Genomic DNA, 17,634 nt, shown 5'->3' on the forward strand with positions numbered 1-17,634 from the left:
GTGCTGCCGGTTGGGGGGAAGCAATGGCCGACGTGTTCATTTCCTATTCGCGGGCCGACCAGGAGCAGGTCTCCCGGCTTGCCATGGCGATCCAGCGCGAAGGCTACAGCGTGTGGTGGGACAAGGAATTGCCCCCGCATCTGAGCTATGGCGACGTCATCACCGAGAAGATCGCGCAGGCCAAGGCTGCGGTGGTGGTGTGGTCCCCGACCGCCGCGAAGAGCGAGTGGGTCCGCGCCGAGGCCGACATGGCGCGCAACCAGAAGAAGCTGGTCCAGACCGCACTGGGCGACGTGATGCCGCCGCTGCCGTTCAACCAGATCCAGTATGCGGATATCGGCGACTGGCGCGGCGAAGCCGACCATTCGGGCTGGAGCAAGGTCAAGGTCAGCCTGGCCGACCTGTGCGGCCCGCGCGACGGTGCAACCCCGCAACCATCGGTGACTTCGGCCCCCGTGCCACCGCCTCCGCCCCCGCCGCGTCAGGCCGAACCCGCTTCCGCCTACGCCCAACCCGCGCCCTCGCCCAAGTGGCCGTTCTTTGTCGCGGGCGGAGCGGTGCTGCTGGTTGTGGCGGCTGCCGGTGCCTTCATGGCCGGCCAGACGGGGCAGTCGGATGATGTCGAGACGGAGGAGACGGAAGCGGAACCCGCAGATAGCGGTACCGGCGACTTCAACGAAAGCGCGACAATCAGCGATCCGGACGGCTACACCAATGTGCGCTCCTCTGGCTCGACCTCGGCGTCTATCGTCGGCACTTTGCAGGACGGCGAGCGGTTCCGCACCTTCCGCCAGCCGGGCAACTGGTGGCGCGTGCAATTGTCCGACGGGACGATCGGCTATGTCGCGCGGTCGCGGATCGTCCTTGCAGGCGAGCAGGCTGCACCGGCCGCTGCGGCACCGGCCGCGGCGGCACCGCCCGCGCCCGAGCCTGCCGCTGCTCGCGCCGATATGACTTTCCCCGATTCGAGCACGCGCCGCCTGACCGAGGCGGAGGTGTACCCGCTCGGCCCGGCGACGCTGCGCTATGCCCGCAACGAGATCTACGCGCGCAAGGGGCGGCGGTTCAAGGACCCGGAACTGCGAGCCTATTTCGGCCAGTTCGCATGGTATCGCCCGGTCACCGACGAGGTGTCGCTGAACCCGGTCGAGCAAGCCAATGTCGCGCTGCTGCAGCAGGCCGAAGACCGCTATGGCCAGTAGCTCGGGGCCGCATGTCGTGGTCTATTGCGGACATATGTTCACTGCCGGGAGCGGCGGGCCCGAAGCCGCGCTGGCAGAGCGGGTGGCCGCCGAGCTCGATGCGCTCGACGCCCGTCACGGATACGGTCCGCTGGCGTGCGGGGCGGATATCGTGATTGCCGAAGCGCTGCTGGCGCGCGGGGCCGAGCTCAACGTCGTGCTGCCGTTTGCCGAAGAGGACTTCATCCCCGAGTCGGTGCTGTGCGGCGGGGCAGGCTGGCTGCCGCGCTACGAGGCCTGCCGCGATGCCGCAGCCGCGGTCCATTTCGCTACCCCCGGGGCCTATGTCGGAGACGACAACCAGTTTGCCTACAACACGCGGCTGGCGATGGGGCTGGCTGCGCTGCGGGCGGGCGAATTGGGCTGCGAAGCGGTCCAGGTCGCGGTGGTGTCGGACAAGTTTGCCAGTTTTTCGACCACCGGGATCGCCGGGACGGTGGCCGATATCGGACTGTGGCGGGGGCTCGGGCGCGAGACGCGGGTAATCCCCGCCGGACCGGTTCCGCGCGATCTGACTTTCCCGCCCAAAAAGGCTATCGGGGACGGGACCAAGCGCGAAATCCGCTCGATCCTGTTCGCCGACTACAAGGGCTTCTCGCGGCTGGGCGAGCGCGAGTTGCCGCTGTTCATGGCCGAGGTCATGGGGCGGATCGCGGAGGTGCTCAACGGCTTCGGCGACCATGTCGAGTTTCGCAACACCTGGGGCGATGCGATCTATGCCGTGGTCGACGAGCCGGGCACCGCAGCGGCGATCGCCATGGCGCTGCAGGCGCGGCTGACGGACCTGCCGGATGCGCTGACCCCGCCCGGCGATTTCGCGGGTATGCGGATCGGGGTGCATTACGGCCCGATCTGGGTCGGGACCGACCGGATCACCGGCAACCGGCTGTGGTACGGCGGCGAGGTCAACCGAACCGCGCGGATCGAGCCGGTCACGCCGGTGGGCGGGGTATATTGCACCGAGAGTTTCGCCGCCGCGCTGCTGATCGACGGCTGCACCGACTGCCGCTTTCGCTCGGTAGGCAAGAGCGAACTGGCGAAGAATTTCGGCGAGGTCGAGCTCTACCTGCTCGAGAGCATCTAGCGCGCGTTCTTAGCGATGCTCGCTTCCATCGCGGCGAGCTGCTGCTCGGTCGCCGGGGTCTGGCGGGTCGCCTTCCATTCTTCCTGCGGCATGCCGTGGATCAGTTCGCGCGCCGCTGCCTTGTCGCCTCCAAAGCCCGCGTCCCCGATCCAGTCGGCGAGGCAGTTGCGGCAGAATCCCGCCAGCCCCATCAGCTCGATGTTCTGCGCATCGTGGCGATGCCGCAGGTGTCGCACCAGCCGCCGGAAGGCCGCCGCCGCTACGTCATCGGGCAATTCATCGAGGGGATCGGGTGAATTCGTATCCATGGGCGCTTTTCCTTGTCTTGCAATCAAGCTGTGCCATAGCTCGGGCCCATGGAGAAGCTCGACTACACCCAGATCAATCCCCGGGGGCGCAAGGTGAAAATCCTCGCCACTACCGGACCCGCCAGCCGCGAACCGGAGATGCTGCGCAAGCTGTTCAAGGCCGGGGTCGACGCGTTCCGGGTGAACATGAGCCACGGCGACCACGCGACCCATGCGCAAACGATTGCTTCGATCCGCGCGCTCGAAAAAGAATTCCTGCGGCCCATCGCGATCTTCTGCGATCTTCAAGGCCCGAAGCTGCGCGTCGGCACGTTCAAGGACGGCAAGGCGGTGATCCGCCATTCGGGCCATTTCACGCTCGACCGCAATCCCGAACCGGGCGATGAGACCCGGGTCGAACTGCCGCATCCCGAACTGTTCGGCTTGCTGGAGAAAGGCCAACGACTGCTGATCAACGACGGCAAGATTCGCCTGCGGGTGATCAGCGCCGATGACGACAAGATCCTCTGCTCGGCCGAAGTCGGCGGGGTGATTTCGGACCGCAAGGGGGTGAATGTGCCCGATGCGGAAATCCCCATCCCCGCGATGACCGAGAAAGACCGCAAGGATCTCGCCTTCGCGGTCGAGCAGGGTGCCGACTGGATCGGCCTCAGCTTCGTCCAGCGGCCGGAAGACCTTGCCGAGGCACGCCGTCTGATGGGCGGCAAGGGCGCGCTGTGCGCCAAGATCGAGAAGCCGATGGCGGTGCGCCGGCTCGACGAGATCATCGAGATGTCCGACGGGGTGATGGTCGCCCGCGGCGATCTGGGCGTGGAGCTCGAGCCGCAGGAAGTGCCGCCGCTGCAAAAGCGCATCGTCAACAAGACCCGGCTGATGGGCAAGCCGGTGATCGTCGCGACGCAGATGCTCGAAAGCATGATCGAAAGCCCTGCGCCCACGCGGGCCGAAGTGTCCGACGTGGCCAATGCGGTGTATGACGGGGCCGATGCGGTGATGCTGTCCGCCGAAACCGCGGCGGGCGACTGGCCCGAGGAAGCGGTCACGATCATGGACAAGATCGCGGTGCAGGTTGAGCAGGACGAAGCCTATTTGGAACGGGTGCGGATGCTCGACACTCCGGCCGATCCGACCACCGCCGACGCATTGAGCCACGCCTGCATGACCATCGCCGACACCGTCCCGATCAGCGCGATCACCGTGTTCACCGGCAGCGGGTCGACCGCGCGGCGGGTCGCGCGCGAACGGCCGAGCGTCCCGATGCTGGTGCTCACCCCATCGATGCGCACCGCGCGGCGGCTGGCGCTGCTGTGGGGCACCCACGCGGTCGCGACCAAGGATATCGGCAGCTTCGAGGAGATGATCGCCAAGGGCAAGCGCATGGCGCTGCGCCACGGCTTCGGCAAGGCGGGCAGCAAGATGATCGCCCTGGCGGGGGTTCCGTTCGGGACGCCGGGCAGCACCAACCTGCTGCATGTCGTGACACTGGTTGGTGACGAGTTGGACCGGCACGAAGGCGCATAGCCGCGCGACCTTCGCTACCCATGCAGACCAAACGCGATTCCCGCCCGTTGCTGTGGCTGTTGCTCGCATTGCCGGGTCTTTGGATCCTCGGGCAATGGGCCTTGACCCCGCAGGACTATGGCTATGGCCATGCGATCGCAGACAGCGGGAAGTGGGCCGCGTGGCTGTTGATGGCGACGCTGGCGGTCACTCCGCTGCGTCTCGCATTCCGGCGGCAGGCGTGGACCCTGTGGCTGATGCGCCGGCGGCGCGATCTGGGCGTGGCGAGCTTCACCTATGCCGCAGGTCACACTTTGGTGTACCTGTGGCGCAAGGGCTCGCTCGATATCGTGCTAGGCGAGTTGGCGAGCGATTATATTCTTGTCGGTTGGTTCGCGCTCGCGCTGTTCCTGCCGCTCGCGATCACCTCGAACGATGTGTCGGTGCGGCGGCTCAAGCGGTCATGGAAACTGCTGCACCGGCTGGTCTATCCGGCGGCGATCCTGACCTTCCTGCACTGGGTATGGTCGGCGTTCGATCCGACCACGGCATGGATCCATGTCGGGATCCTCGCCGCGATCGAGATCGTCAGGCTCGCCCTGCAGCGGCGTCAGAGAGTAACGTAGTTCTTGAACCGCGCGACTTCGGCTTCGTCGACATATTTGCCGATCTCGCGGTCGAACACGCCCATATCGGCATAGGGGCGATATTCCTCGAATTCATGCACCATCTTGTCGGTCATGCCGGGGATCAGGCGGATTTCTTCCTCGGTGCCGCTGTTGAGGTTTACCGGCACGAACACGCCGGTGAGGATCTTCGCGGCTTCTTCCGCCGAAACGGCTTCGAGCAGCTTTTTATTGAGCGCGGTCACGCTGGCATAGGGCTTGCCGGCGACGACGGCGGCGGCGAGTTCGGGGGTCATGCCGTCCACGCCGGCCAGCTGTTCGGCGGTCGCGCTATTGGGATCGAGCACGGTGGTTGCGGTCGCCGCGGTGTCGGTGGCGGTATCGGTTGACCCGGCCTCTTCGGTGGTGTCGGCGGCGTCTTCGCTGCCCGAGTTGCAGGCTGCAAGAGCAAGCATGGAACCGGAGAGCGCAGCGGCGGCAAGGAATTTACGCATAGGATAATCGTCCTTCTTGATAAAGGTTCTCAATAGCAGAAAGTGCGCCGATGCGAAGCGCTTTCTCCAATGCCCCATCATTCGCCGGCGGCGCGCGCCAGTCGCTCCCGCGCCCGGACCTCGCCAATCAGCGGCAGGAGTTCGCCCATATCGGGGCCGTGGTCGAGTCCGGTCAGCGCCTGGCGCAGCGGAAGGAACAGCGGCTTGCCCTTGCGCCCGGTCGATTCTTTCAACGCATCGGTCAAACCGCGCCACGGATCATCCCCCCAACTGAGCGCACCCACCGCTTCGGAAAGGTAGGCGCGGTCTTCTTGCGAGAATTCGGGTGGCTCGACCGGGCCGGTGACCAGCCGCCACCATTCGCCCGCTTCGGCAACCTGCGACAGGTTCGGGCGGATCGCGTGCCAGCCGGCTTCGTCCATCCCTTCGGGCAGGCGGTGGGCGACTTCGGCGAAGGCCATCTGATGCACGATCGCGGTGTTGAGCCGGTCGAGCTCGGCATCGTCGAATTTCGCCGGCGCGCGGCCGAAGGTTGCGAGGTCGAAGCTTTCCACCAGCCTTGCGCGATCCGCAATCGGCTCGACCGGCAGCGAGGTGCCGAGCCGTGCGAGCAGCGCAATAACTGCTTCGGGCTCGATCCTTCGCTCGCGAAACGCATCGCAGCCGAGCGAGCCGAGCCGTTTCGACAGCTTGCCCTCGCGGCCCACCAGCAGCGCCTCATGCGCGAAATCCGGATGCGTTTTTGCTGCACCTTTTGCTGCGGCGAAACCTGCAGCATGAAGTGCGGTAAACATCTGTATTTGCACCGCTGTGTTGGACACATGGTCTTCCCCGCGCAGCACGTGGCTCACGCCCATGTCGATGTCATCTACCGCACTCGGCAGCATATAGAGCCACGAACCATCGGCGCGGCGGACTACCGGATCGCTGAGGGTGGCCGCGTCGAATTTCTGCGCGCCGCGCACACCGTCGTCCCATGCGATCGGTTCGCTGTGGTCGAGCATGAAGCGCCAGTGCGGGGCAATGCCTTCGGCCTCCTTCGCATTGCGCGCCGCATCGGTCATGTCCAGCGCAGCACGATCGTAGATCGGCGGCAGCCCGCGCCCGAGCTGGATCTTGCGTTTGAGGTCGAGTTCCTGCGCGGTTTCGTAACAGGGATAAACCCGCCCCGCCGCGCGCAGCGTTTCGAACGCCGCCTCGTAGAGATTGAGCCGCGCCGATTGCCGTTGCTCGCCATCCGGCTCCAAACCGAGCCATGCGAGGTCGGCGCGGATCGCGTCGACATATTCCTCCCGGCTGCGCTCGGCATCGGTGTCGTCGATCCGCAGCAGGAAGCGGCCGCCGTTCTTGCGGGCGAGCATCCAATTGTGCAGCGCGGTGCGGATATTGCCGACGTGGAGCCGCCCGGTGGGCGAAGGGGCGAAACGGGTTGTTGTCATGGCGCGCCGATAGCGCCTGTGGCGCGCTATTGCGAGTAGAGTGTGACCGAATGCCCTCCGCCCGAGAATTCGATGCCATTGGATTGGGTTCGCCCGGCGCGGGTCGCCGCGTCGATGGCAGCGGGAAGGCGAAGCACCACCGGATGAACGCGCACCGTCGCCAAGCATGCGGGATCGGGGCTTCGCGTCCGCGTCAGCTCCAGTTTCGTCCCTTCGAGCCGGTAGTCCCACGCATCGCCGCCGCACACGCCTTCGTTGACGATCGACCGCTCGTCGATCGAGAGGGTCAAGGCGAAGGGGAGATCGAGCGCTTCGCCATCGATCCCCGCCACGCGATACTCGCCGACGAGCGAACCGACCGGAGTCGGCGCAGCAGTCGGCGCGGCGCTACCCCCGCCTTGCGCGCGCTCGATCGGCGCGGGGCTGCACGCGGCGAACGCCGCCGAAACTGCCAGCCATGGCAATCTGCGGGTCATCCTATTTCGGCCGGATCACGAAGTTGTGCTTGATGTAGAGGAACACCTCGGTCTCGCTCGCCTGCTGCCAGAACAGTTCGGAATCGAGCCCGCGGATCTCGATCCCGTAGTCGTTGCCGAACAGCGCGGCGTAGCGGCGCGATTCCTCCGCCACTGCGCGCACCACGTCGACCCGGTACTGATCGGGATTGTTGAGCGCGAGACTGGTCTGGCCGGTCTCGATGAACGAACGCCCGGTCACCGGCACGGCCTTGGTGAAGGCGGCGATTCGCGCCATTGCGGCATCGGCGCGCGAGGTCGTGCCCTGCACCGGGACGCGGGCATAGAAGGTCACCCGGCTGGTGTCCGGCCTACCGCCGCCAAGGACGGGAAGATCCTGCATGTTTTCGGCTGTCAGGGGCATCAGCTCGTAGTCGCCCGCCACCAGCGAAATTCCCTCGCGCTCGGCCCGCTCGATGGTGGCGCGCAGCATGGCGAAGAGCTCCTCGCGGCGCAGTTCGTCGCTGCGCGAGTCCGAATTCACGAAGATCGGCGTGACGAAATAGTCGGCCTTGCGGGTGTAGCCAATCGCCGCCTGGTTGTTGTCGTAATACTGGAAATTGCTCGCGCGGGCCGAGCGCGATCCGGTGACGACAACGGTGTTTTCGCTCTGTGCCGTTGCGACCGTCGGGACCGTCGCTCCCACCGAGGCGACAAGGCCGATGGCGAATTTCAGGCTGTTCATGGCGTGGTACCTCCCCGGGCAGAAATGCCCCTGCTTGCGATAAGGCCGCAAGCCGCAGCCGGGGGCAAGAAAAAACCCCGCCGGATCGCTCCGGCGGGGTCTTCAAATGGATTGCCCGGGCGGCTTATTCGCCGTCGGCAGCATCCTGGTTCAGATACTCGCCGGCATCCGCGTCGGTGCCGTGGGTTTCCCCCTCGACCGCCGCAAGCGGATCGTCGCCGATCGCCGCTTCCGGGCCCTGGGCGAGCTCGGCGGCGTGCTCTTCGGCTGCCGTGTTCGCCATGATCAGCGCGTCCTGCTGCTTCTTCCACGCGGCACGCAGCGCGGCGTCGCGGCTGGAGGCGGTGACGCGCATCCGGTTCATGCCCGCGCCGGTACCGGCGGGGATGAGACGGCCGACGATCACGTTTTCCTTGAGGCCGATCAGCGTGTCCTTCTTCCCTTCGACCGCCGCCTGCGTCAGCACGCGGGTGGTTTCCTGGAACGAGGCCGCCGAAATGAACGAACGCGTCTGCAGCGAGGCTTTGGTGATCCCGAGCAGCACCGGAGTGCCCTGTGCCGGGGTCTTGCCCTTGCCGAGCTTGGCGTTGGCTTCGTTCATTTCGTCGAGGTCGACCTGTTCGCCCGGCAGCAGCACGGTGTCGCCACCGTCGGTGATCTCGACCTTCTGCAGCATCTGGCGAACGATCACCTCGATGTGCTTGTCGTTGATCTTCACGCCCTGCAAGCGATAGACTTCCTGGATTTCCGTGCAGAGATACTCGGCGAGCGCCTCGACCCCGAGCACTTCGAGGATGTCGTGCGGATTGGGCGAGCCTGCGATGAGCGTGTCGCCCTTCTTGACGAAGTCGCCTTCCTGCACGTCGATCACCTTGGTCTTGGGGATCAGGTACTCGACGGTATCGCCTTCCTCGGGAACGATCGCGATCTTGCGCTTCGCCTTGTACTCGCGGACGAATTCGATCTTGCCCGAAATCTTGGCGATGACCGAAACATCCTTGGGTATGCGGGCTTCGAACAGCTCGGCAACCCGCGGCAGACCGCCGGTGATGTCGCGCGTCTTGGCGGCTTCGCGGCTGGCGCGCGCAAGGATATCGCCCGCTTCGACGTTCTGGCCGTCCTCGACCGAGAGCGAGGTGCCCGGAGCGAGCATATAGCGCGCCGCTTCGGTTTCCTCGCCTTTCTTACCCGAAGCCTCGCCCAGCAGAGTGAGGCGCGGACGCAGGTCTTCCTTCTTGCGGCCGCTGGCGCGCAGCTCGGTGACGACACGCTGGGCGATGCCCGTCGCATCGTCGACGCGCTCTTCCATCGTCGTGCCGTCGACCAGGTCCTGATAGCGGACCACGCCCGACTGTTCGGTGATGATCGGCAGCGAGAACGGATCCCACTCTGCCAGGCGGTCGCCTTCCTTCACCTTCGCGCCGTCCTTGAACATCAGCACGGTACCGTAAGGCACCTTGTGCATCTCGCGTTCGCGGCCTTCGGCGTCGATCACCGCGATCTCGCCGTTGCGGGCGAGCGACAGGATGCGGCCGCGCTTGTCGACGATGGTCGGCATATCGCGGTATTCGATCTTGCCGTCCGAGATCGACTCGAGGTGGCTCGTTTCGTTGAGCTGCGCCGCGCCGCCGATGTGGAAGGTCCGCATCGTCAGCTGGGTGCCCGGCTCGCCGATCGACTGCGCCGCGATGACGCCCACCGCTTCGCCGATGTTGACCGGCGTACCGCGTGCGAGATCGCGCCCGTAGCAGGTCGCGCAAACGCCCTGCTCGGCTTCGCAGATCAGCGGGCTGCGGATCCGGGCCGACTGGACTTCGGCTTCCTCGATCGCCTTGACCATCGGCTCGTCGAGCAAGGTGCCCGCCTTGACGATGACTTCTTCGGTCTTGGCATTGACGAGGTCTTCCGCGACCGTGCGGCCGAGGATACGCTCGCCGAGCGAGGCGATCACCGAACCGCCCTGCACGATGGCCCGCATTTCCAGCGCGTTGTCGGTCTTGCAGTCTTCCTCGACGATGACGCAGTCCTGCGACACGTCGACCAGGCGGCGGGTGAGGTAACCCGAGTTCGCCGTCTTGAGCGCGGTGTCCGCGAGGCCCTTGCGGGCGCCGTGGGTCGAGTTGAAGTATTCAAGAACGGTCAGGCCTTCCTTGAAGTTCGAGATGATCGGCTGTTCGATGATCTCGCCCGACGGCTTGGCCATCAGGCCGCGCATGCCGGCGAGCTGCTTCATCTGCGCGGGGCTGCCACGCGCACCGGAGTGGCTCATCATGTAGATCGAGTTGATCTGCGATTCCTTGCCGTCTTCGTCGAAGCTCTGCGACTTGATCTTGTCCATCATCGCGTTGGCGACTTCGTCACCGCACTTCGACCACGCGTCGATCACCTTGTTGTACTTTTCCTGCTGGGTGATCAGGCCGTCCTGGTACTGCTGCTCGTAATCCGACACCAGCGCCTTGGTCTCTTCGACCAGCCCGTCCTTTTCGTGCGGGATGATCATGTCGTCCTTGCCGAACGAGATGCCGGCCTTGAACGCGTGGCGGAAGCCCAGCGCCATGATCGCGTCGGCGAACAGCACCGTGTCCTTCTGGCCGGTGTGACGGTACACCTCGTCGATCACGTCGCCGATGTCCTTCTTGGTCAGAAGGCGGTTGATGATGTCGAACGGAACCTTGTGGTTCTTCGGCAGGCACTCGCCGATCAGCATGCGGCCCGGGGTGGTGACGAAGCGCTGCATCGAAATCTTGCCCGCTTCATCGGCCTGCGGGACGCGGGCGATGATGCGGGTGTGCAGCGTGACCGCCTTGGTTTCGAGCGCCTGGTGCACTTCGGCCATGTCGGCGAAACGCGGCAGACGTTCGATCTTCGTGCCGTCCTTCTCCTCGATATACTCGGGTGTCTTTTCCTGCCGTTCCATCGACAGGTAATAGAGACCCAGCACCATGTCCTGCGAGGGCACGATGATCGGCTTGCCATTGGCGGGCGAGAGGATGTTGTTGGTCGACATCATCAGCACGCGCGCTTCGAGCTGGGCTTCGAGGCTGAGCGGCACGTGGACCGCCATCTGGTCACCGTCGAAGTCGGCGTTGAAGGCCGAGCAGACCAGCGGATGGAGCTGGATCGCCTTGCCTTCGATCAGCACCGGCTCGAACGCCTGGATGCCCAGGCGGTGCAGCGTCGGCGCACGGTTGAGCAGCACCGGGTGTTCGCGGATCACCTCATCCAGGATATCCCAGACTTCCTTGCGCTCCTTCTCGACCCACTTCTTGGCCTGCTTGAGGGTCATCGAAAGACCCTTGGCATCCAGACGCGCGTAGATGAACGGCTTGAACAGCTCGAGCGCCATCTTCTTCGGCAGGCCGCACTGGTGCAGCTTCAATTCCGGCCCGGTCACGATCACCGAACGGCCCGAATAGTCGACGCGCTTGCCGAGCAGGTTCTGGCGGAAGCGGCCCTGCTTGCCCTTGAGCATGTCGGAGAGGGACTTCAGCGGACGCTTGTTGGCGCCGGTGATCACGCGGCCGCGGCGACCGTTGTCGAACAGCGCATCGACCGATTCCTGCAGCATGCGCTTTTCGTTGCGGACGATAATGTCGGGCGCGCGCAGCTCGATCAGGCGCTTCAATCGGTTGTTGCGGTTGATCACGCGGCGGTAGAGGTCGTTCAGGTCCGAGGTCGCGAAGCGGCCACCGTCCAGCGGGACGAGCGGGCGAAGCTCAGGCGGGATGACCGGCACCACCTCAAGGATCATCCATTCCGGGCGGTTGCCCGAATCGATGAAGCTTTCGACCACTTTCAGCCGCTTGATGATCTTCTTCGGCTTCAATGCGGACTTGGTGGTCGCGAGCTCTTCCAGCAGGTCTTCACGTTCCTGCACCAGATCGAGATCCATCAGCATGGCCTTGACCGCCTCGGCACCGATCCCGGCGCTGAAGGCGTCTTCGCCATATTCGTCCTGCGCTTCGAGCAGCTCGTCCTCGGTCAGGAGCTGGAACTTCTCCATCGGGGTCAGGCCCGGCTCGGTGACGACGTAGCTTTCGAAATAGAGGATCCGCTCGAGCTGCTTCAATTGCATGTCGAGCAGCAGGCCGATGCGGCTCGGCAGCGACTTGAGGAACCAGATATGCGCAACCGGCGCGGCCAGTTCGATGTGGCCCATGCGTTCGCGGCGGACCTTGGTCACGGTCACTTCGACACCGCACTTTTCGCACACGACGCCCTTGTACTTCATGCGCTTGTACTTGCCGCACAGGCATTCGTAGTCCTTCACCGGACCGAAGATGCGCGCGCAGAACAAGCCGTCACGTTCGGGCTTGAACGTGCGGTAGTTGATCGTCTCGGGCTTCTTGATCTCGCCGAACGACCACGAGCGGATACGCTCGGGCGAGGCGATGCCGATCTGGATCGTGTCGAAGGTTTCCGGCTTTGCGAGCTGGTTGGTGAATTTGGTCAGTTCGTTCATGTTGTTTGTCCTCGAGTGAGGTGAAGATCAGGGCCGATCAATCGGGCCCTCAATCTCCGAAAACCATTACTACGGCGGAGACCAACGCTATCGCGAGAAGGGATGCGGGCAGCAAAACTGCAAACAGTGCAGCTCCGATTTTCTTGCCTACTCCGAGACCGCGATAGCCGTCGTTCACTGCCCCTTACTCCGCCGCGATCTGCATGGCGTCGCCGTCCTCGTCGTCTTCGGCGAGCGTCTTGAGCTCGACGTTGAGGCCGAGGCTGCGCATTTCCTTGACGAGCACGTTGAAGCTCTCCGGAATGCCGGCCTCGAAGGTGTCGTCGCCCTTGACGATCGCTTCATAGACCTTGGTGCGCCCGACCACGTCGTCGGACTTCACCGTGAGCATTTCCTGCAAGGTATACGCGGCACCGTAGGCCTGGAGCGCCCAGACCTCCATTTCGCCGAAGCGCTGGCCGCCGAACTGCGCCTTGCCGCCCAGCGGCTGCTGGGTGACGAGCGAGTACGGCCCGATCGAACGCGCGTGGATCTTGTCGTCGACCAAGTGGTGCAGCTTGAGCATGTAGATGATGCCCACGGTGACCTTGCGGTCGAACGCCTCGCCGGTGCGGCCGTCATACAGCGTCGACTGGCCCGACGAATCGATGCCCGCCTGGATCAGCATGTCGGTCACGTCGCCTTCACGCGCACCGTCGAACACCGGGGTGCCCATCGGGACGCCGGTAACGAGGTTGCCCGCCAGCTCGACGATTTCCTCGGTCGAGCGGCTTTCGATCTCGGCGTGATACTGCTCGCCGTAAACGCTCTTCAGCGTGTCGACCAGCTGCGCCGGCTTGCCCGCCTTGGCATAGTCTTCCACCGCGTTCGGATTGGCGGCACGCCATTCCGCCAGCGCGCCGGCGACCTGCTGGCCGAGACCGCGTGCGGCAAAGCCGAGGTGCGTTTCGAAGATCTGCCCGACGTTCATGCGGCTCGGCACGCCCAGCGGGTTGAGCACGATGTCGACCGGGGTGCCGTCTTCGAGGAACGGCATGTCTTCCGCCGGGAGGATACGCGAAATCACGCCCTTGTTCCCGTGGCGGCCGGCCATCTTGTCGCCCGGCTGCAGCTTGCGCTTCACCGCGACGAAGACCTTGACCATCTTGAGCACGCCCGGAGCGAGTTCGTCGCCGCGTTCGAGCTTTTCCTTCCGGTCTTCGAACTTCTCGTCGATGATCTTGACGCTCTCGTCGTACTGGCTCTTGACCGCTTCGATCTGCGCCTGCCGGCCATCCTCGGCCACCGCGAACTTGAACCATTCGTGGCGATCGATGTTGTCGAGCAGCTCCTCGTCGATGGTGACGCCCTTCTTCACGCCCTTCGGAGCCGCCGAGGCAGTCTGGCCGAGTAGCATGTCGTGCAGGCGGTTGTAGGTCGCCCGGTTGAGGATCGCCCGCTCGTCTTGGCTGTCCTTCTTGAGGCGTTCGATTTCCTCGTTCTGGATCGCGCGGGTACGGTCGTCGATCTCGATCCCGTGACGGTTGAACACGCGCACTTCGACCACTGTACCCGCAACGCCCGGCGGCAGGCGGAGCGAGGTGTCGCGCACGTCGCTGGCCTTTTCACCGAAGATTGCCCGCAGCAGCTTTTCTTCCGGCGTCATCGGACTTTCGCCCTTGGGCGTGATCTTGCCCGCCAGAATATCGCCCGGGTGCACTTCGGCACCGATGTAGACGATGCCCGCCTCGTCGAGGTTCCGCAGCGCTTCCTCGCCGACGTTGGGAATGTCGCGGGTGATGTCTTCCGGCCCTAGCTTGGTGTCGCGCGCCATGACTTCGAATTCCTCGATGTGGATCGAGGTGAACACGTCGTCCTTCACGATGCGTTCGCTGATCAGGATCGAGTCTTCGTAGTTGTAGCCGTTCCACGGCATGAAGGCGACGAGGCTATTGCGGCCCAGCGCCAGTTCGCCGAGATCGGTCGAGGGACCGTCGGCGATGATGTCGCCCTGTTCGACGATGTCACCCACCTTCACCAGCGGGCGCTGGTTGATGCAGGTGTTCTGGTTCGAACGCTGGAATTTCTGCAGGCGGTAGATGTCCACGCCCGACTGGCCGGCTTCGACATCGCCGATCGCGCGGATCACGATACGCGTGGCGTCGACCTGGTCGACCACGCCGCCGCGAGTGGCGGAAATCGCCGCGCCGCTGTCACGCGCGACGGTTTCTTCCATCCCGGTGCCGACGAATGGTGCCTCGGCCTTGACCAGCGGCACCGCCTGGCGCTGCATGTTCGAGCCCATCAGCGCGCGGTTGGCGTCGTCGTTCTCGAGGAACGGGATCAGCGAGGCGGCGACCGAGACGAGCTGCTTGGGCGAGACGTCCATCAGCGTGATCTGGTCGCGCGGCAGCATGACGAACTCGCCTTCCTGGCGGGCCGAGACCATGTCCTCGACGAACTTGCTGTCCGCGTCGAGTTCGGCCGAAGCCTGCGCGACGGCGTTCTTCTGCTCTTCCATCGCCGAAAGATAGACGACCTCGTCGGTCACCTTGCCGCCGCTCACCTTGCGGTAGGGGGTTTCGATGAAGCCGTACTTGTTCACCCGGCTGAACGAGGCGAGCGAGTTGATCAGACCGATGTTCGGGCCTTCCGGCGTTTCGATCGGGCAGATCCGGCCATAGTGGGTCGGGTGAACGTCGCGGACTTCGAAGCCCGCACGCTCACGCGTGAGACCACCTGGCCCGAGCGCCGAAACGCGGCGCTTGTGGGTGACTTCGGACAGCGGGTTGGTCTGGTCCATGAACTGCGAGAGCTGGCTCGAACCGAAGAATTCGCGCACCGCGGCCACCGCCGGCTTGGCGTTGATCAGGTCGTTCGGCATCACGGTCGACACGTCGACACTGCTCATCCGTTCCTTCACCGCGCGTTCCATGCGCAGCAGACCGACGCGGTACTGGTTTTCCAGCAGCTCGCCGACCGAGCGCACGCGGCGGTTGCCAAGGTTGTCGATATCGTCGACCTCGCCCTTGCCGTCCTTCAGGTCGACCATCTCCTTGACCACCGCGAGGATGTCTTCCTTGCGCAGGGTGGTCACCGTGTCTTCGGCGTCGAGGCCGAGACGCATGTTGAGCTTGACCCGGCCCACCGCCGAAAGGTCATAACGCTCGCCGTCGAAGAACAGGCCTTCGAACAGCGCTTCGGCGGTTTCCTTGGTCGGCGGTTCGCCCGGGCGCATCACCTTGTAGATCGCCTCGAGACCTTCGTCGCGGTTCTCGGCCTTGTCGACCGCCAGCGTGTTGCGGATCCACGGGCCAGTGCTGATGTGGTCGATGTCGAGCAGTTCGAGCCGGTCGACGCCCGCCTTGTCGAGCACTTCGAGATTGTCCGGCGAAACTTCTTCGCCCGCTTCGATATAGATGCGGCCGGTCTTCTCGTCGATCAGGTCCTTCGCCGAATAGCGGCCGAAGATTTCCTCGGTCGGGATCAGCAGGTCCTTGAGGCCGTCCTTCTGCGCCTTGTTGGCGGCGCGAGGGCTGATCTTCTGGCCGGCAGGGAACACTTCCTCTCCGGTGGCTGCATCGACCAGCGCGAAGGCCGGCTTCTGGTTGCGCCACTGTTCGGGGTTGAACGGCATCTTCCAGCCGTCACCCTTCTTGCCCGACACGCGTTCCCAGGTGACGGTGTTGTAGAAGTAGTCGAGAATGTCTTCGGCATCGAGGCCGAGCGCGAACAGCAGGCTGGTGACCGGCAGCTTGCGCTTGCGGTCGATGCGGACATTGACGATGTCCTTGGCGTCGAATTCGAAGTCGAGCCACGAACCGCGATAGGGGATCACGCGGGCGGCGAACAGCAGCTTGCCCGAGCTGTGGGTCTTGCCGCGGTCATGGTCGAACAGCACACCGGGCGAACGGTGCATCTGCGACACGATCACGCGTTCGGTGCCGTTGATGATGAAGGTGCCGTTCTCGGTCATGAGCGGCATGTCGCCCATGTAGACGTCCTGCTCCTTGATATCGAGCACCGAACGGGTTTCGGTTTCAGTATCGACCTCGAACACAATCAGGCGCAGCGTGACCTTCATCGGCGCGGCGTAGGTGATCCCGCGCTGGCGGCATTCGGTGGTGTCGTACTTGGGCGGCTCGAGTTCGTAATGCACGAAGTCGAGTTCGGCGGTGCCGGCGAAGTCGCGGATCGGGAACACGCTGCGCAGCGTCTTTTCGAGGCCCGAGACATAGGCGATCGAGGGATCGGAGCGGAGAAATTGTTCGTAGCTCTCACGCTGCACCTCGATCAGGTTCGGCATCTGCACCACTTCGTGGATGTCGCCGAAAATCTTGCGGATGCGCTTCTTCGCGGTGCCGGTGTTGCCGGAACGCGGTGCCTTCGCCTTGGTCGCCATAGGAGGGTTGTGCCTCTGTCATTGTGGTGCCGGCCGCGCGGTGGCCGACATGCATTGCTGTCCTGCGCGGGTGGACACCACATTCGCCGGGACGCAAAAAGGCCGCAGCGATACCTGCACCTTTCCCGGTGCTGCTGCAGCATATGCGTCGCGAATATGGAAACGCCGCTTCCGTCCTGTGGCTGATTCCCGCGCATGAATCGGCCTTGCTCGAAGCGAGCGATTGCGCGCCATATAGGGAGCGCACCCTTGCGGGTCAAGCGCAGTCGGCAGCGCCCCCGCCGAGCCCGAAGGTGTGCGCCACGACGGAGCGAATGACCTGCGGATCGTCGTCGATCTGCCCCGCCAGGATGAGGTTGGCAAGCCCGTGGACCAGCGACCATGCGTGCATCGCCGCGCTGGCCCGGTCGGCACTTGGCGCCATTGCGGGCAGGACGCTGGAAATGCCGGCCTGCAACTGACGAAACGCTTCGTTTTCATCCCCGTCCGCATCGGACATCGCCAGATTGGGGCGTGTCTTGCCGGCAAATGTGAGCGCGAACAGCGCAGGGTTGGCGACCGCCCACTCGACATAGGCCACGCCTGTGGCCTGGAACGCCGCCGTTCCGCCACCCGCCCGCTGCGCGGCTGCCTTCTGCGAGGCGCCGAGCTGGCGGATGCCTTCGGCAGCCAATGCTTCGAGCAGTGCCTCCTTGCCGGCGAAATGGCGATAGAGCGCGGTGGCGCTGACGCCCAGCTCGCGGGCGATTGCGCGCAGGCCGAGATCGGGCACTTCCTGCGAGGCGAGCTTCTCCAGCCCCAGCGCGATTGCTGCCGCGCGCAGGTCACCATGATGATAGGCCTCGTCCGATTTGATGTTGACAGTGTTAGCATTGACAGTCATGTTAACAGCATAAACA

At 64.6% G+C, this 17,634-nt stretch carries 12 protein-coding genes; 4 read left to right on the top strand and 8 right to left on the bottom strand.

Annotation, left to right across the window (positions count from 1 at the left end):
• Window positions 1–23 precede the first annotated feature (23 nt).
• Both NSO95_RS09400 and NSO95_RS09405 read left to right on the top strand, forming a co-directional pair.
• Complete coding sequence (locus NSO95_RS09400; protein WP_257595960.1) at window positions 24–1,202, top strand: YARHG domain-containing protein; 1,179 nt, start codon at window positions 24–26, stop codon at window positions 1,200–1,202.
• The gene (locus NSO95_RS09405; protein WP_257595962.1) at window positions 1,192–2,325 is read left to right on the top strand and encodes an adenylate/guanylate cyclase domain-containing protein; all 1,134 of its coding nucleotides are present in this window, start codon (window positions 1,192–1,194) and stop codon (window positions 2,323–2,325) included. The genes NSO95_RS09400 and NSO95_RS09405 overlap by 11 nt, the downstream gene beginning before the upstream one ends.
• On the opposite strand, the gene NSO95_RS09410 is transcribed toward NSO95_RS09405, so the two are convergent.
• A complete protein-coding gene (locus NSO95_RS09410; RefSeq protein ID WP_257595963.1) occupies window positions 2,322–2,633 on the bottom strand; it encodes a DUF1244 domain-containing protein in 312 nt (103 codons plus the stop codon). The genes NSO95_RS09405 and NSO95_RS09410 overlap by 4 nt on opposite strands.
• Before the next feature lie 48 nt (window positions 2,634–2,681).
• Between NSO95_RS09410 and pyk the strand changes: the two genes are divergently transcribed.
• Both pyk and NSO95_RS09420 read left to right on the top strand, forming a co-directional pair.
• The gene (gene pyk / locus NSO95_RS09415; RefSeq protein WP_257595964.1) at window positions 2,682–4,154 is read left to right on the top strand and encodes a pyruvate kinase; all 1,473 of its coding nucleotides are present in this window, start codon (window positions 2,682–2,684) and stop codon (window positions 4,152–4,154) included.
• 20 nt (window positions 4,155–4,174) lie between these two features.
• On the top strand, window positions 4,175–4,759 hold the full coding sequence (locus NSO95_RS09420) for a protein-methionine-sulfoxide reductase heme-binding subunit MsrQ (RefSeq protein ID WP_257595965.1): 585 nt from the start codon (window positions 4,175–4,177) through the stop codon (window positions 4,757–4,759).
• Here the strand turns inward: NSO95_RS09420 and NSO95_RS09425 are convergent.
• The 7 genes from NSO95_RS09425 to NSO95_RS09455 form a co-directional block, all read right to left on the bottom strand.
• Window positions 4,744–5,253, bottom strand: coding sequence for a ComEA family DNA-binding protein (locus NSO95_RS09425; protein WP_257595966.1), 510 nt, complete (start codon window positions 5,251–5,253; stop codon window positions 4,744–4,746). The two genes, NSO95_RS09420 and NSO95_RS09425, sit on opposite strands and share 16 nt — an antisense overlap.
• 77 nt (window positions 5,254–5,330) lie before the next feature.
• Window positions 5,331–6,692: a glutamate--tRNA ligase gene (locus NSO95_RS09430; protein ID WP_257595967.1), complete on the bottom strand. Its 1,362-nt coding sequence runs from the start codon at window positions 6,690–6,692 to the stop codon at window positions 5,331–5,333.
• A gap of 26 nt (window positions 6,693–6,718) precedes the next feature.
• On the bottom strand, window positions 6,719–7,168 hold the full coding sequence (locus tag NSO95_RS09435) for a hypothetical protein (RefSeq protein ID WP_257595968.1): 450 nt from the start codon (window positions 7,166–7,168) through the stop codon (window positions 6,719–6,721).
• 1 nt (window position 7,169) lies between these two features.
• The gene (locus NSO95_RS09440; protein WP_257595969.1) at window positions 7,170–7,892 is read right to left on the bottom strand and encodes a hypothetical protein; all 723 of its coding nucleotides are present in this window, start codon (window positions 7,890–7,892) and stop codon (window positions 7,170–7,172) included.
• A 124-nt stretch (window positions 7,893–8,016) separates the two neighbouring features.
• On the bottom strand, window positions 8,017–12,354 hold the full coding sequence (rpoC, locus tag NSO95_RS09445; protein ID WP_257595970.1) for a DNA-directed RNA polymerase subunit beta': 4,338 nt from the start codon (window positions 12,352–12,354) through the stop codon (window positions 8,017–8,019).
• A 184-nt stretch (window positions 12,355–12,538) separates the two neighbouring features.
• Window positions 12,539–16,735 carry a DNA-directed RNA polymerase subunit beta gene (rpoB, locus tag NSO95_RS09450; protein ID WP_257595971.1) on the bottom strand — a complete coding sequence of 1,399 codons (4,197 nt, stop codon included), beginning with the start codon at window positions 16,733–16,735 and terminating at the stop codon, window positions 12,539–12,541.
• A 256-nt stretch (window positions 16,736–16,991) separates the two neighbouring features.
• Window positions 16,992–17,618, bottom strand: a complete 627-nt coding sequence (locus tag NSO95_RS09455; protein ID WP_257595972.1) for a TetR/AcrR family transcriptional regulator — start codon at window positions 17,616–17,618, stop codon at window positions 16,992–16,994.
• Window positions 17,619–17,634 lie beyond the last annotated feature (16 nt).

Source organism: Parerythrobacter lacustris, assembly GCF_024626475.1.
Taxonomy (GTDB): domain Bacteria; phylum Pseudomonadota; class Alphaproteobacteria; order Sphingomonadales; family Sphingomonadaceae; genus Parerythrobacter_A; species Parerythrobacter_A lacustris.

Excerpts from the sequence above, each read along its gene's own strand:
- NSO95_RS09420 (WP_257595965.1), top strand. The coding sequence starts at position 4,175 with ATGCAGACCAAACGCGATTCCCGCCCGTTGCTGTGGCTGTTGCTCGCA.
- pyk (WP_257595964.1), top strand. The coding sequence starts at position 2,682 with ATGGAGAAGCTCGACTACACCCAGATCAATCCCCGGGGGCGCAAGGTG.
- NSO95_RS09455 (WP_257595972.1), bottom strand. The coding sequence starts at position 17,618 with ATGACTGTCAATGCTAACACTGTCAACATCAAATCGGACGAGGCCTAT.
- NSO95_RS09410 (WP_257595963.1), bottom strand. The coding sequence starts at position 2,633 with ATGGATACGAATTCACCCGATCCCCTCGATGAATTGCCCGATGACGTA.
- NSO95_RS09400 (WP_257595960.1), top strand. The coding sequence starts at position 24 with ATGGCCGACGTGTTCATTTCCTATTCGCGGGCCGACCAGGAGCAGGTC.
- NSO95_RS09435 (WP_257595968.1), bottom strand. The coding sequence starts at position 7,168 with ATGACCCGCAGATTGCCATGGCTGGCAGTTTCGGCGGCGTTCGCCGCG.
- NSO95_RS09425 (WP_257595966.1), bottom strand. The coding sequence starts at position 5,253 with ATGCGTAAATTCCTTGCCGCCGCTGCGCTCTCCGGTTCCATGCTTGCT.
- NSO95_RS09440 (WP_257595969.1), bottom strand. The coding sequence starts at position 7,892 with ATGAACAGCCTGAAATTCGCCATCGGCCTTGTCGCCTCGGTGGGAGCG.
- NSO95_RS09430 (WP_257595967.1), bottom strand. The coding sequence starts at position 6,692 with ATGACAACAACCCGTTTCGCCCCTTCGCCCACCGGGCGGCTCCACGTC.
- NSO95_RS09405 (WP_257595962.1), top strand. The coding sequence starts at position 1,192 with ATGGCCAGTAGCTCGGGGCCGCATGTCGTGGTCTATTGCGGACATATG.
- rpoC (WP_257595970.1), bottom strand. The coding sequence starts at position 12,354 with ATGAACGAACTGACCAAATTCACCAACCAGCTCGCAAAGCCGGAAACC.
- rpoB (WP_257595971.1), bottom strand. The coding sequence starts at position 16,735 with ATGGCGACCAAGGCGAAGGCACCGCGTTCCGGCAACACCGGCACCGCG.